Below are 14,985 nucleotides of genomic sequence, written 5' to 3'. Positions count from 1 at the left end.
TATGGGTTTTATTTATTGGTTGCTCGGATCATCCAAACAAGATCACCTAGATGTTGATGATCGTTTTCCAAGCGGGTTTGATCGAAGAACTGTTTAGGTTGAAGTACATCGACTTGCTTGAAACCTGCTTCATAGAAAAAGCTTTCGACTTCTGCTGGCGTTTTAAAATGAAAACTAAATGCACTGCGTGACATCAATTTCAATAAGCGACTGCTATTCCAGATAATGGTTGCTAATTTATTTTGCGTTGGTTCAGGATAAAGGTCAGTCAAATAGTGCAGTTCTTTGAAATCGCTGCCATAAGTTGCGATTGCTTGAATGAGTTGCTGAAGTAGGGGTTTTTCGAAGTAGTTGATTAAGCCTTCGCTAATAATCACTAAAGGTCGTTTAGGATCGAATACTTTAAATACATTGGCAAAAGCCTCTGTGAATAAATCGACAGATAGGACATCATCGACATGTGGTTCAATTTGTTGTAATGCTGCTTGCTTCGTCGCAGCCATATCAGGTAAATCGAGTTCACGATAACAAATATTTGGATGATGTTGTCTAAACCACCAACCACGTGGTGATAAACCACATGCAATTTCAAGTACTTGTAGGTCTGGATGCTGTTGGATCAATTCTTCCAAATGAGCATCAAGCATGGTGTGACGTTGTTTTAATGTTGTCCGCATGCTACCCCCGACATATTTTTCAGCCCAACTCTCAATGGGATGAACTAATGCTGCCAGTGTTTTTCCTTTAGCTGTTGCGAATGCAGGATGGGAGATGCCCATTTGATACCAAATATAGCCTGTATAATGTGCCGTAAATGAAATATGGCGATGTTTCGAAAGTTGTTGTGTCATCTGTCCTAGACTCTGTTTTTATCTTATTTGGAGAAGAGAAATAAATCTTTTTAAATTGAAGATTCTTTTAACCAAATAAGACTTAAGTTTGTTATTGACTATCGTGGGTTGGCATGAATGCCTCCGTTGGTCAGCCTTGCGCTGTTTTCAAAGCGTTGCTTTGAAATGGCTCAGGATTTACTCTCTGACTAACAACGGATTTTTGTTACTTTTGATCCTTCAAAAGTAAGGTGTTGCTTATACAAAAAATATCTGATGTCTCATCATTTCTGAGGCAATGCTGGTTTATTGAATCAGAATTAATCTAAGTTGCAGAACAAATTAAAACGAATTCTTAAAGTCTTCAATGACTTTTTTCACGTTCTGCCAATTTTCATCCAAACAAAGTGTCGTGTCCACTTGCATATTTGGAATTTTACCGCGCATACGTTCTAGGCGTTGTTGATTTGGTAAAGCAAGCTTCTCGATACCATCTAAGGCTGTACATGCTGCGGCACGGTCATTACACACTAAGCCCATATCACACCCAGCATTTAAAGCTGCCTGAATACGCGCATCAGCACCGCCAGCAACACATGCGGCTTGCATACTGAGATCATCAGAGAATAGGACGCCGTCAAATTTAAGTTGCTGACGTAAAATATTTTGTAACCAGAACGTAGAGAAGCCTGCTGGGTTCGGATCGACTTGATCATAAATCACATGCGCTGGCATCAGTGCATCAAGCTGAGGCATTAACTTGATAAAACTTTGCATGTCTTTGTCGTAAATTTCTTGATATGAACGGTTATCAATCGCCGCTGCAACATGTGAATCGGCTTTCACCGAACCATGTCCAGGAAAGTGTTTTCCAGTCGTTGCCATACCTGCTTTTTTCATTCCACGCATAAACGCATCAGCCAATGGCACGATATCTTGTATATTTTTAGCAAAGCCACGATCACCGATCACATCACTAATGTCATTGAGGTCTAAAACGGGGGCGAAGCTAAAATCAATACCAACGGCGAGGACTTCGATAGCCATTAACCAACCACATTGTTCAGCAAGTTCTGTCGCTTGTTGTGGATGATGTAGATAATGTTCACCAAGTCGACCCATTGCAGGTAATAAGGTAAAACCTTGTCTTAAACGTTGCACACGACCGCCTTCTTGATCCACAGCAATCAGGATCTCTGGGCGAATTTGACGCATATGATCTGTTAGAGCGCGAACTTGTTGAGGCGACTCAATATTTCGTGCAAATAAAATCATGCCACCGACTTGCGGAGCTTGTAATAGTTCAATATCTTCTTGAGTGAGTTCTGTGCCAGCAATATCCAGCATCAATGCGCCGATCATATGGATTCCGTTTGAATTTTGATGTAAAAAACGATAGCTAAATTGTGCAATGATTTGCTACATTTTGTCAGTACAGAATATGATAAAACTACATGATATTGATGATAAATACTTGTTAGTTATTTATTTAAGATGACCGATGAGTTCTACAAGCTGGTAATAGCGTATCGGATAAGAATATGTTCGTACTAATTAGTAGCAGCGTGTAATAATTGCCATATCCAAGGAAGCACCAAAATTTTATGAAACTTCAAATGATAGCGTGTGCAGTTGCAATTGCGACTGGTGGTTTATTTTTCTCTCATACGATCAATGAGGCATTTGCGGCAACGGAAGCTCCAATCGTTTCAACTATGATCAGCCCATCACAAGAACAGGCATTGGTTGCACGTCAATTAGCCACTTTGGTTGATCGCCAACATTATTTGAATATGCGTTTAGATGCAACAACTTCGAAGCGTATTTTAGAGATGTATTTGGATAGCCTTGATCCAGATCATTCATTGTTTCTAAATGCGGAAGTTGAAGAGTATAAGACTAAATATGCTTCAACCTTTGGTAGTTCATTAAAAGCAGGGAACTTGACAGGTCCTTTTGCAATTCATGCTCAATACCGTGAACGGTTGAAACAGTTCTATGAGTTTATGTTGATTGAATTACAGAAACCACAGAATTTACAGCAGAAAGACGCTTATTTAGAGATTGATCGAGAAAAAGCAGCTTATTTTAGAACGACAGCAGAACAGCAAGCACATTGGCGTAGCATGCTAGTTTCGCAATTGATTAATTTAACAATTAGTAAAGAAGAAGAACAAGCCAAGCAAAAAGCGTTAAAAGCGAATCCAGCACTTGCAAATGGGCAGGATTTAACTGGACCAGAGGATTTGACACCAGTTCAAACACTTACAAAACGTTATACCCGTCAGTTAGAGCGCATGGGACGAGTGAAAAGTGACGATGTGTTAGATAAAACACTGAATGCAATGTTGGCAACCTACGACCCACATAGTAATTATTATCCACCAATTGATGCGATGGAGCTAAATCGCCAAACCACCTTACAACTTGAAGGTATCGGGGTTTCGATTCGCCCTGAGCGTGGTAATGAAGATTATACTAAGATTGAAACGATTGTTGAGGGTGGACCAGCCAGTAAATCTGGGCAAGTAAAATCAGGTGATCGCATTATTGGGGTGGCTCAAGATGGCGATAAGATGGTGGATGTAATTGGCTGGCCAAGCTCAGAAATTGTTGGTCTTATCCGAGGTAAACGTGGAACTAAAGTTACTGTACGTTTATTAGCTACAGGTGCTTCGATGAGTCAGGCACGTAATGTCAGTTTAGTGCGTGATATCATTCAAGAAGAAGATGCAGGTGTTCGCTCTCGTACAGTTGAGATTACGCGGGATGGCAAAAAACATGTGTTTGGTGTGATTGAAATTCCATCCTTCTATTTTGATTATCGTTCTCGTCGTGCAGGAACTGAATACCGTTCAGTTTCTGAAGATACGGCTAAAGCTTTAGAGTCGCTTAAAGCTAAAAATGTTGATGGTATTCTGATTGATTTGCGTAATGATCCAGGGGGTAGCTTGGAAGAAGTTGCTCGTATGCTTGGTCAAGTAATTAAGTCAGGACCAGTAGTTCAAATTCGCGATGGTAATGGCAATGTCAATGTGTTCGAGGATACTGATGGTGGACAGCAAATTTATGCTGGTCCAATGGCAGTTATCGTTAATTTAGCATCTGCATCTGCGAGTGAAATTTACTCTGCTGCAATTCAAGATTATGAGCGTGGTATTATTATTGGCAGTACCACCACAGGTAAGGGAACGGCGCAAGTTCAGCTAGATTCTTTAGCACATGGACAGGCAACATTAACGCAGCGTAAGTTCTATCGAGTTACTGGTGGTAGCACGCAAAATAGAGGGGTTATTCCTGATATCAAGCTTGTTGATATTTACAATGAGGAGTTTGGTGAACGTAAAGCAAAAAATGCCTTGAAATGGGATACGATTCCAACTGCACCATTCAAACGAGAAGGTTTTATACAACCATATGTAACCAAGTTAGCGCAATTTTCGGCTAAACGTGTTGAAAAAGATTCACAATTTAAGTATCTAGAAGCACGTAAAGCGATTACGAAAAAAACTTCTGATCAGAAAACAGTGGTATTGGATATTGATCAACGTCGTGCAGAGTTGGTTGACTTAGAAAAACAAACATTAGCTGCTGAGAACCAACGTCGTTTAGTGACAGGTCAAGCACCTTACGCAAATTGGGAAAGTTATCAAGCATCTATTGATGCGCTGATTGAGTCTCGTGCTAAAATGAAAGCACATTTACGTCCAGCGTTACCTGAAGATGAAACCTTTATAACGGAAGCCGCAAACGTACTTTTGGACTATTCTCAGTTACAAAGCCGTTAAAATGAGTTTTACGGAAATAAAAAAGCCCTGTAACTAACAGGGCTTTTTTATGCTGAATCCAGTTTAATTCACACGAATCCAAATCTGACTGCGACCGAGTACTGATACACCAACATATCCACGTAAATGTAAACGCTGTCCATTACCACTTAATTTAGCTGCGAGACTATACATACGTCCACTATTGGGATCTAGAATTTTCCCACCATTATAAGCTAGATCTTTCTTATGCTTTAGTTTGGTAATAACGTTTAAACCTAAAATAGGCTTATTGGTATATGGAGCGGGACAACCCGTACAGAATTCTTTTGGTGTATAACCTGTTCGTGGGGTAATTTTAATAACTTTACCAATATAAGTTCCATCAGCTTCTTTGGTAATTTCAACTTGCCCTTTTGGTGCTCCTGTTAGATCATCAACACTTTGCCAGATACCCGTAATATCTTGAGCAAAAGTTAGATGGCTAAGGCTAAATAAAAAGAAAAAAGTAATCAGTTTTGTATACATGTTTAAGCCACTCAGCCACTATTATTGTCTCTCTATTATTTCGGATTTCTAATAATATATTCAATCATTATTTTACAATTGTACATTTTTTTAATAATTGAAAATTCAATAAATTTTTATGCAATTTAATAAGAAAACACCTTTAATTCTAAATGAAAATAAAGGTGTTTTTATGACTTAAACCGTGATCAAAAAGATCAAATAAAAGATGGTATAGGCATTACATTTAAAATAAATTACTCTGCACGAATCCAAATTTGATTACGACCTAATGCAGATACACCCAAATAGCCACGCAAATGTAAGCGTTTACCATTTGAGCTTAATTTGGCTTTCATACTATAAATTTTGCCCGAATTTGGATCTAAAATACGGCCATTTGTATAGCTTGAACCATCTGAATGTTTCAAACCAGTGACTACATCTAAGCCTAATATGGGTTTATTGGTATAAGGTGCTGGACAATCTACGCATGTTTCTTTTGGAGTATATCCTGCACGAGGAGTGATCTTAACGATTTTACCAGCATAGCTACCATTCGCTTCTTGGCGAATCTCAATGAGTGCTTTAGGTGCGCCTGTTTTGTCATCTATGCTTTGCCAAAGACCCGTAATATCTTCTGCAAAAGTACAACTGCTAATCACAGATAAAAGTAATGCACCTATTAATTGTTTTCCCATCATTAAAAATCCTTTTAACGTTTGAACTTCCATTATGTAGGATTTATGACAACTAGTTCAATATTTATGTGTTATTTGAGGAAAAAATTAAGATAGAGATAGAATAAAGGTTGGTAACCAAATCGCAGTAAACACGCCATTCACAGCCATACCGAATGCAGCATACCGACCAGTGATGGGACCTCGTTGCCATGCTTGTGCCGTACCAATTGCATGAGCTGCTAAACCTAAAGCCAAGCCAGAAGCACGTTCATCATGGATGTGTTTTAAAATTAAAGGCGAGAAAGCTGCCCCGATCACGCCTGATAAAATTACAATCAGTGAAACCATCATGAGAGGAGCATGTAATAGTGTTGCAATATTTAAGGCAATAGGCGTAGTGACTGCTCGGGTTGCAAAAGCCATAATCGTTGGCTCAGACATATGGAGTAAATAAGCAAGCCCCATCGGCAGTGCAACAGCACTAATACTCGCAAAACATAAGATGCCAATCATCGATTTAATTGGTAAGTCATCATAACGCATTGCAGCCAGTGGAATTGCCAAAGCCACAGTGACATAACCGAGTAAATGATTAAAAACACCATTCACGTTATTCATGTATTTTTCATAAGGAATATTTAGAATTGCCAACAGTCCAATTACTATAAACATTGCAAAAACAATTAAAGGAATCTGAGGAATTTTTTTATTCAGTGGTTTTGCAATCAAGTAACTGATTAAGGTAATCGTAAATCCGTAAATAATCATAAACATATTTATAGACCCCTATAGCCAACGCTTTGCCATTTTGGCGTAAACCCATAATGGTAATAAAGTGCTCAACGTTAATACAAATAAAAAGACAGGAATTTCTTTACCTAAGTGAACTAACATGATCAAAGAACCAGCACAAATGGGCAGAAATGCAAAGGCACTCTCTTTCATGATCTTGTTATTGGTATCAATAAGCCGATTGGAAATTTTCCTAAACCTTCTCCAGATTAATAAAGTGGTGAGCAAGCTGATCAGCCCGACAAGATTACCTAATTCTGGATGATGAAAGACAGTGGTAATAGCAACAGCACCTTCACGAAATACAATAATTAATAAAATCGTGCAAAACCAAGCCATCCAGTCAATTTCTTTCATCTTCTCTCTAACTCTCATCTATATCAACGATCACGCATCACAATAATCATGATCAATGTCATTTTTCAAATTCTTCCAAAGGTCTGTGAAATAAAGCTGCTTTTGCTCCAAGAATTTCGTCTAATGGCAAATGTGCTTGTTTAATCAATTGTTGTAACTTCTGGGGAGCAATACAAACTGATAAATGCAAATCACCATGTTCATCGTATTGTTCAGATTGAATGACATTGAGGGTATAAAGTTGTGTGCGTAGTTTACCGTAAGCAGGTTTAAGCACTAAGTCGAAATGTTGTAACTGTCCCATAAGACATTGTTGAACGGCTTGACTTAATAGATCTAATCCCTGCTCAGAATGTGCGGAAACATAGACACGATCGGGTAAATCAGCTGCTTTATAAATAATTTTTGCGGCATCACCACTAATGTCTATCTTATTGTAAACATGTAAGATTGGTGCATCTGCTCCAATTTCTTTGAGAACAGACTCTACTGCTTCGATCTGTTCAAGCATGTTAGGACTACTGCTATCAATCACATGCAAAAGTAAGGTCGCTTCTAGTGTTTCTTCCAAAGTCGCTTTAAAAGACTCCACCAAATCATGCTGTAAATTTCTCACAAATCCAACCGTATCGGCAAGTACGACGGTACCAATACCATCCCATTCTAAACGCCGTAAAGTCGGATCGAGTGTTGCAAATAGTTGATCTGCCGCATACACATCACTTTTGGCTAAAATATTAAACAGTGTTGATTTGCCTGCATTGGTATAACCAACCAAAGAAATCGTAGGGATCGCTGCCTTTTGGCGAGCGGCACGACCTTGTAAACGCGTTTGTTGGACTTTAATTAACTTATCTTTAAGTTGCGTAATACGCACTCGAATGAGACGACGGTCTGTTTCGAGTTGTGATTCACCTGGCCCACGTAGACCAATACCACCTTTTTGTTGTTCTAAATTACCTGTAAAACCACGAATTAAACGGGTGGATAAATGCTTGAGCTGTGCGAGTTCGACCTGTAATTTACCTTCATGTGTCCGTGCGCGGAGTGCGAAAATGTCTAAAATAAGACCTGTACGATCAATCACACGGCACTTCAATATTCTTTCTAAATTACGTTCTTGAGCAGGGGAAAGGGAATGATCAAAAATAACCAATTCCGCTTCTTGTTCATTGACTAACTCTGCAATTTCCTCAACTTTACCTGACCCAATAAAAAATTTGGGGTCAGGTCTATTACGTTGTACTGTGATATGTTCAAGGATTTCAGCCCCAGCAGACTGAGCAAGCAATCGAAATTCTTCAGTATCAAGATCATCAAGTTGTTGAACTGAAACGCTGACGAGAATAGCTCGCTCGCCAACTTGTTGTCGCTCAAAATTTTCCACGCGCTTATCAGATCCTGAGTATTGAACGCTTATTCTAGAATAAACCTCTAGCAAAGGGCAAAGACTTCGTCCATTTATATGATATGACGATGTAAAAGCCCAATTAAGCCGACCAGTGCGCCGATATATAGAATTGACCAACCTAGGAACATTCTTAAAGCATAGCCATAAGGAATTTTGATTTGAGGCTGAGATGTCGTGTGTTGTTGATTCATCACATCACCTTTTTATCTATTAATTCGATTTATTTATGTTAATTGATCTAAAATATCTTTTAAAATTGAAAATAATTATACTCACATTCGTTTTTTCTCATGGTGGTAACGTTTATAAACGGATATGCTCATGCTATAAGTGAATTAGTTCAATGCAATGTGCATATATGCGTACGGTTTTAATGATTTTATGACTCAAGAAGCAACAGTAGCAAATAACACACCATTAAATGTAATCTCTAAATTGAGTTTGTATAGTAAAAAACTAGCCTCAGGTCTGGAAACAATTGGTGAAGGTTTTTATCTCATCTATCGCCATCGCCTATACAAAGATCCTAATAATCCAATTAATACACGTTACGTCCAGTATTTTTGTCGACGTTTATGTGAAGTCTTTAATATTGAAGTACAGATCCATGGCACCATTCCACGGGAACCTGCGCTTTGGGTCAGTAACCATATTTCATGGCTAGATGTTGCCGTTCTTGGCTCTGGTGCTCGGATTTTCTTTTTGGCAAAAGCAGAAGTTGAGAAATGGCCAATTTTGGGAAATATCGCAAAAGGTGGCGGAACTTTATTTATTAAACGAGGTTCTGGTGATTCACTTCGCATTAAAGAGCAAATTACTGAGTTCTTAAGACAAGATATTCCCGTTCTGTTTTTTCCTGAGGCAACTACGACTGATGGTCGTCAGGTCAAAAAAGTACATGGACGTTTATTAGGTGCAGCAATTGAAGCAAATCGTCCAGTTCAAATTTGCATAATTTGTTATGTTAATCAACAGGGTGAGTTAGATATGGTCGCTCCCTTTATTGGTGACATGTCGTTTGCTAAACATGTACAACATGTCTTGGAAATGCCAAAAGTTATTGCACACTTACTGACTTTACCTGCGGTTCCTGTAGCAGGACATACAGTTGATACGTTGACTAAAGAAGTTGATCGTCAAATGAGAGCAGGTTTACTTGAGTTGCAAACGAAAGTTCTGGCTGTAGTACCAGAATGTAATCAGACTACATAAAGCCTTCGATCGGCAGCCATGAAATAATTTTCATTCCTGCTTTTTGCCACCATTTCATACGAGGTTCTTCAGTGTAAATCACAGGGCCTTGAGGGGTTTGGCGTTGCCATGTAATTTTCTTATTGGCATCTAACACAAGTTTATAGGCATATTTGCTTAGATTTTGATCCATAGTGGCATGAACTGCCTGAGCCAATGGTGGGCTATTTAGAAGCACACCAATTTCTGTATTCAAATATGCAGAGCGTGGATCAAAGTTAAATGAACCAATGAAAACTTGTTTTTCATCCAATGCCATTAGCTTAGCATGTAAACTTGAACGGCTTAATCCTTTGATATTTACCTTAGCTTTTTTAGCTAATTCTTCAGTATGTTTATCGAGATCATTTTTGTCGAGGGCGGGCAAAAACTCATACAGTTGTACACCATGTTCAAGTAAATCTTGACGGTATTTTCCATAAAAAGCATGAACCACTGCCACATCATTGGCCTGAAATGAATTGGTTAGAACTCTCACTTCAACCCCATCTTGGGCGAGTGCATTGAGGATTTTAGCTCCCTTTTTTTCAGGTACGAAATAGGCAGAGATTAAATCAATATTATTTTCAGGCTGTTCTAAATGGTTAATCAGTTGGAAGTTGAGGTGTTCTTGTTTCTTTGCTTTGGATTTAATTTTGTCAGGAGAGTCTTTAACGACTTCGGCTTTCACCCAATTTAACGGAATGTCTCGACTGATAATGGAATCAATTGCTTGTGAGTTACTGGTCAAATCTAGATAGTTTTGCACAGTCGCTCTTTTATAATGCTCATCAAGTTGCTGTTTTAAACTCGCATAGCTTAAACGATGTGATTTTTGATTGACGATTTCACGTACATCATAGGCATAATTATGTTGCCAATATTCGTCAAAAGACTGTGAAATATCAGTGACTGCTGTACCCACAAGCATTACATCAACATCAGAAAACTGGTAGTTATCACTGACATTATAATATTGATTAGTCATGTTTCTGCCACCAATTAGAGCAACTTGATGGTCTGCAATAAAGCTCTTATTGTGCATTCGACGATTGATACGTTTTAAGTCTAAAACCATATCTAAGGCGCGGTATTTTCGAAAACGATATGGGTTAAATAATTTAACCTCAATATTAGGGTGCTGCGCTAAAGCCAAGAAAATTCCTTCAGTACTCTTCGCATTATTATCATCAATAAGTAAACGAACTTTAACGCCGCGATCTGCCGCACGAATGAGCGCATGTAAGGCAAGAGCGCCGACTTTGTCATTGTCCCAAATGTAATATTGTAAATCTAAGGTTTTTTCTGCTTTGTCAATTAAACGCAGTCGAGCTGCCAATGCTTCTAAAGGCTCAAATAAAACGTGATAGCCTGTAAGTTTTGGATTTTGTTGCTGTAAAGGTTGAATAATTTGAGCCAAAGTTGTTTGGTTGAGTTCAATGGGCTGAATCTCAGTTTGTTGTACTGCTTCAAATTTATGTTTAGGTAAGGTGCTACATCCTGTGATTGTGATCGCGATACTGCAATAAATCGCAAACATACTTTTATTGTAAGTAGTTGTACTTATTTTTGTATGTTTACCATTTAGATGAGAAAATTGCGTCATAATCTTTACTGATTAAAAGTTGGACTTGAGTATAGCATTTCATCAAACATTATAAATATGAGATGCGATGTATGCCCCGAATGTCAGATTAATGAGAGTGGTAATGTCGAATTCAGACACAATTATTTTAACTTTTTATCTTATTTTTATTGGTTTAGCGCTATGGGCATTTGCTCAGGCATGGATACACCAAGCAAGAACAGAAACCATTCATCCTTTTAAAGCTTTTGTACATTTAGCTGCTTTTTATCTCTCTTATTTACTGATCCCGCTTTGGTTTTTTAGTTTATATGCAGGTTGGTCTGCATACTACAGCTTTCATGAGACCATTTTTGTTTTCAGCTTAACCAGTTTATTGATTTACGCCCGATTTATTGAGCCACATTTGGTTCATATTAAGCATCATCAATACCGTTTAAATCCAGATCATGAATTTATAAAACCTGTCAAAGTTGCACTTATTGCTGATATGCATGTGGGATTATTTTCAGGTCATGAGCGGCAGCTAAAAACGATAGTTAAAAAGTTAAATGATGCACAGCCTGATATTGTGGTTGTTGCTGGCGACTGGACGTACGAACCTGAAAATCGTTTGATTCAGGAACTCTCTGTTTTAAAGGGAATCCAAGCGCCCGTTTATTCTGTGCCAGGGAATCATGATGAGCAATATCCAGGCCCTCCAATACAATCATTACTCAAAGCGGCATTAGAACAAAATAATGTCATGGATATAGAAGGGAAAATCATTGATTTTGATGAATTTCGTTTGATTGGCATTGGTGATCTGTGGGCTGGGAAGGCAAATATGCGTTTTATGCCAGATTTACCACAAGATAAACCATGGCTGATTTTGTCACATAATCCTGATACCGTTGATATGGTACCTGAATTACCCATGCGTCCATTGATGCTTGCGGGTCATACCCATGGTGGGCAAATTGAATTGCCATGGATTACAACTTACATTATGAAGAAAGTCTCTATTTTAGGACATAAAAAAGGCTTCTACACGCATGAGTATGCAGATGTATTCGTAACCGTTGGAACGGGCATGGTTGGAGTGCCATTTCGGTTTCGAGTACCGCCGACTATTGATATTATTGAACTGATATAAATGAAAAAAGCCAACTTTTGAGTTGGCTTTTTTAGATTGATACAAATTAAGGAATGATGATAATCGTAACTCGTCGATTACTCGCACGGTTCTCATCAGATGTATTTGGAACAAACGGTTGGCTTGAGCCACGCCCAATCACAGTTAAATTATTGGGTTTAAATGCTTGATTGATGAAAATAGCAGAAACACTTTGAGCACGTTCTTCAGATAACTTGTGGTTATATTCAGGGCTACCAATGTCATCTGTATGGCCGACAATCTTGAGTTTATGCAAGTCATATTTATTCAATTGACTTGCAAGTCGGACAATCTCTTTCTGGTGTTCAGGTTTAATATCTGCTTTATTAAAATCGAAAAGTAGACGTTCAGGTAAACCAAGACTCCAGCCTTCATCGGTTAAAACGAAACCTTCTTTTTTTAGCATTTTAACCTGACGATGTTTCAATGGACCAAAACTTAGACACCCAACTAGTGCTAGACAAAGTAATGCTACAAATGAAATTTTAATCGTGTGGGTGTGCATAGGGTGTCCTAAAGTTCTGGTTTATAAACAAACCAGTGTGGGTTTAAATGTTTAGCTTTATACATGGCTTGATCAGCTTGCATCACCAAATCATCAGGATTGTCGGCAAACTGCGAAAATGCAATTCCTAAGCTAAAGCTAAAATGAATAATTTGACCGTTAAAATCTAAAGGCTCTTTACAGCTTGCAAGTAAGCCTTCAGCAATTGCTTGTAAATGGTCAGCATGGTGAATCGCATGTAAAATAATCGCAAACTCATCCCCACCTAAACGAGCAATAAAATCTTCTTGCCGAACAGTTTGTATTAAACGTGAAGCCATTTCTCTTAAAACAGCATCACCAGCCAAATGCCCGTATTGGTCATTAATCGTCTTAAACTTATTATTATCGATAAATATTAGTGCAGAATTGTGACGATATTGTTTATTTTTAAAAATATTGATGAGTTCATCATAAAAATAGTGCCGATTAGGTAACATCGTTAACTGATCATGATGCGCTTGAAAAGAAAGTTGACGGTTCTCTTTTTGCAAATGTGTATGCCAAATTTGAATTTCTTCTAAGAGTTCATTAAATACCGTATTTAAATTTTGGAATTCTTTAATGTGGTTGTTCGGGAAACGTAGATTATAAGCTTTTTGATCACTTACCAATTGAGCAATATGTGTTAACGGTTTGATTGCTTGCATAATTTGACGATAAGTAAGATTTACCGACCATAAGAGAGCAATTACAATAAAAAACATAGAAATTGCTAAGCCCATAATAATTGTTTTTAAAAAATGTAAAATATTTTCTGAGCTGCCATATAAAATCAATTCACCTACCTGCTTTTTATGATGAATGATTGTGAGCTTAATGGGGTCGTGTAGAAACCATTTGTCTAATATGTTTTGTAGGAAGGAGGTATGAGCTATTTTTTTTGCGCTTTCTGCTAATAATTGATGCTCTGGATCATAAACATGAATACTGCGGATAGCATGTTCAGTTGTATAGTCATCTAAAATTTGATCAATTGCGCTTTTATCTTTGAATACAACAGCTGGTTGAATACGTTCGAGTACAGTTTGGCTCAGTAATTGTAAATTCTGCTGAGCATAAGTTTCCATTGTAAACATCGAAATAGTTGCAAACGTAAATGAGCAAATGACAAAGGTAATCGCAAAAATCGTAAATTGTGATTTACGGAATAACGCATGCAATGAAGTGGATTGATATAAATTCGAAATCATTATAATTACTCCGTGTTCTTCGCCAAGATTAGCACTCGGGGGTCGATATGAACTTTGGAATAACTCAAAGCATCTAGATTCACCTTAAAGGTAGAAAAGGTTTTTTTGTTATATAAGCAAAAAATACTACCCATCTCGCATACTGGATTGTTTGTACTTAGAGATAATAAAGAACGAGAAGGATAGGCCTGAATTAAATTTTGCTGCTGCTGGGGTGTGCTTACTGAAAAGTACACTACATGGCAATCTGTTTTAGTAAAATCCTTAGCACTAATAGATTGCACCTGATAATCATATGTCAATTGCTTAATACTTAATTGAAATTGCGTTGCGGCTTCAGGATTATCTACTACGCAAATAATAGGACTAGACGTATTCGACCATTTGCTATAACTCAATATAGTTAAAGCTAACTCATAGAAGTTATGGTTTGAAATGGCGTAACAAAGCTGGCTTATCGCAAATGAAGCGGCAAGTAATATAAATTGTACTTTTTTGCGAGCAAACCGTATTTTCAATCAAAAATGCCAAAAAGTGTGAAGTAAGATACATATTCTACTGGAGTTGATTGTTTAAAAAAAGTTCTTACGAGCGAAGAAAATGGATTAAAAGTAATGAATCAGTCTAAAAAACATTCGTTTGAAAAGAAATAATAAGAAAGGGGGTTGTATTGGGTTAGGAATGCTGTAGAATGCACATCCATCGGCGGTGATGCAGATAAAAACTTGTTGAGAAACAAGGATTTGGCTTAAAGGTTGGATTCTTGGAAAGATTGGTAGGTTTTGAAAATATCTAAATTACCTGTTGACTTTAGTTGAAATTAGAGTAACATAGCCGACCTAGCTTGATGATGACGAATCATCGAGAAGATCATTAAGAGAATAGAAGAACAACTTGTGTGGATTTTTACTGATTGATCGATCGAAAATA

Annotated in this window: 15 protein-coding genes; 3 read left to right on the top strand and 12 right to left on the bottom strand. The window is 37.8% G+C overall.

Annotation, left to right across the window (positions count from 1 at the left end):
- Positions 1-8 precede the first annotated feature (8 nt).
- Together C502_RS0114850 and nagZ are read right to left on the bottom strand one after the other, a co-directional pair.
- Positions 9-851, bottom strand: a complete 843-nt coding sequence (locus tag C502_RS0114850) for a class I SAM-dependent methyltransferase (RefSeq protein WP_018679588.1) — start codon at positions 849-851, stop codon at positions 9-11.
- 321 nt (positions 852-1,172) lie between these two features.
- Positions 1,173-2,192: a beta-N-acetylhexosaminidase gene (gene nagZ, locus C502_RS0114845; RefSeq protein ID WP_018679587.1), complete on the bottom strand. Its 1,020-nt coding sequence runs from the start codon at positions 2,190-2,192 to the stop codon at positions 1,173-1,175.
- 242 nt (positions 2,193-2,434) lie between these two features.
- Here nagZ and C502_RS0114840 point away from each other — a divergent pair, with 242 nt between their 5' ends.
- Positions 2,435-4,618 carry a carboxy terminal-processing peptidase gene (locus C502_RS0114840; RefSeq protein WP_018679586.1) on the top strand — a complete coding sequence of 728 codons (2,184 nt, stop codon included), beginning with the start codon at positions 2,435-2,437 and terminating at the stop codon, positions 4,616-4,618.
- 63 nt (positions 4,619-4,681) lie between these two features.
- Here the strand turns inward: C502_RS0114840 and C502_RS0114835 are convergent, their stop codons facing one another.
- From C502_RS0114835 to C502_RS19285, 6 genes are all read right to left on the bottom strand, one after another.
- Positions 4,682-5,125: a DUF2147 domain-containing protein gene (locus C502_RS0114835; RefSeq protein ID WP_018679585.1), complete on the bottom strand. Its 444-nt coding sequence runs from the start codon at positions 5,123-5,125 to the stop codon at positions 4,682-4,684.
- A 236-nt stretch (positions 5,126-5,361) separates the two neighbouring features.
- Positions 5,362-5,805 carry a DUF2147 domain-containing protein gene (locus tag C502_RS0114830; RefSeq protein WP_035308665.1) on the bottom strand — a complete coding sequence of 148 codons (444 nt, stop codon included), beginning with the start codon at positions 5,803-5,805 and terminating at the stop codon, positions 5,362-5,364.
- An 87-nt stretch (positions 5,806-5,892) separates the two neighbouring features.
- Positions 5,893-6,561, bottom strand: a complete 669-nt coding sequence (locus tag C502_RS0114825; RefSeq protein ID WP_018679583.1) for an LrgB family protein — start codon at positions 6,559-6,561, stop codon at positions 5,893-5,895.
- A 12-nt stretch (positions 6,562-6,573) separates the two neighbouring features.
- Positions 6,574-6,936, bottom strand: coding sequence for a hypothetical protein (locus C502_RS0114820; protein ID WP_018679582.1), 363 nt, complete (start codon positions 6,934-6,936; stop codon positions 6,574-6,576).
- A gap of 58 nt (positions 6,937-6,994) precedes the next feature.
- On the bottom strand, positions 6,995-8,323 hold the full coding sequence (gene hflX / locus C502_RS0114815) for a ribosome rescue GTPase HflX (RefSeq protein ID WP_018679581.1): 1,329 nt from the start codon (positions 8,321-8,323) through the stop codon (positions 6,995-6,997).
- Positions 8,324-8,397: 74 nt separating this feature from the next.
- A complete protein-coding gene (locus tag C502_RS19285; protein ID WP_018679580.1) occupies positions 8,398-8,538 on the bottom strand; it encodes a hypothetical protein in 141 nt (46 codons plus the stop codon).
- A 190-nt stretch (positions 8,539-8,728) separates the two neighbouring features.
- Between C502_RS19285 and C502_RS0114805 the strand changes: the two genes are divergently transcribed.
- Positions 8,729-9,559, top strand: coding sequence for a lysophospholipid acyltransferase family protein (locus C502_RS0114805; RefSeq protein WP_018679579.1), 831 nt, complete (start codon positions 8,729-8,731; stop codon positions 9,557-9,559).
- On the opposite strand, the gene C502_RS0114800 is transcribed toward C502_RS0114805, so the two are convergent.
- Positions 9,552-11,117 (bottom strand): phospholipase D family protein, encoded by a 1,566-nt coding sequence (locus C502_RS0114800; RefSeq protein ID WP_228129347.1) that lies wholly within the window; start codon positions 11,115-11,117, stop codon positions 9,552-9,554. The two genes, C502_RS0114805 and C502_RS0114800, sit on opposite strands and share 8 nt — an antisense overlap.
- Before the next feature lie 169 nt (positions 11,118-11,286).
- Here C502_RS0114800 and C502_RS0114795 point away from each other — a divergent pair, with 169 nt between their 5' ends.
- A complete protein-coding gene (locus tag C502_RS0114795; protein ID WP_018679577.1) occupies positions 11,287-12,297 on the top strand; it encodes a metallophosphoesterase in 1,011 nt (336 codons plus the stop codon).
- 46 nt (positions 12,298-12,343) lie between these two features.
- Here the strand turns inward: C502_RS0114795 and C502_RS0114790 are convergent, their stop codons facing one another.
- Genes C502_RS0114790 through C502_RS0114780 form a run of 3 tightly spaced genes read right to left on the bottom strand, consistent with a single transcriptional unit; the run spans position 12,344 to position 14,573 of the window.
- A complete protein-coding gene (locus C502_RS0114790) occupies positions 12,344-12,823 on the bottom strand; it encodes an OmpA family protein (RefSeq protein ID WP_018679576.1) in 480 nt (159 codons plus the stop codon).
- A gap of 8 nt (positions 12,824-12,831) precedes the next feature.
- The gene (locus tag C502_RS0114785) at positions 12,832-14,055 is read right to left on the bottom strand and encodes a diguanylate cyclase domain-containing protein (RefSeq protein WP_018679575.1); all 1,224 of its coding nucleotides are present in this window, start codon (positions 14,053-14,055) and stop codon (positions 12,832-12,834) included.
- 5 nt (positions 14,056-14,060) lie between these two features.
- The gene (locus C502_RS0114780) at positions 14,061-14,573 is read right to left on the bottom strand and encodes a YfiR family protein (RefSeq protein WP_018679574.1); all 513 of its coding nucleotides are present in this window, start codon (positions 14,571-14,573) and stop codon (positions 14,061-14,063) included.
- Positions 14,574-14,985 lie beyond the last annotated feature (412 nt).

It is taken from the genome of Acinetobacter tjernbergiae DSM 14971 = CIP 107465, assembly GCF_000374425.1.
In the GTDB taxonomy this organism is placed as follows: Bacteria; Pseudomonadota; Gammaproteobacteria; order Pseudomonadales; family Moraxellaceae; genus Acinetobacter; species Acinetobacter tjernbergiae.
Note: the sequence above shows the minus strand (reverse complement) of the source record. Positions and strands in the feature narration are given on the sequence as shown.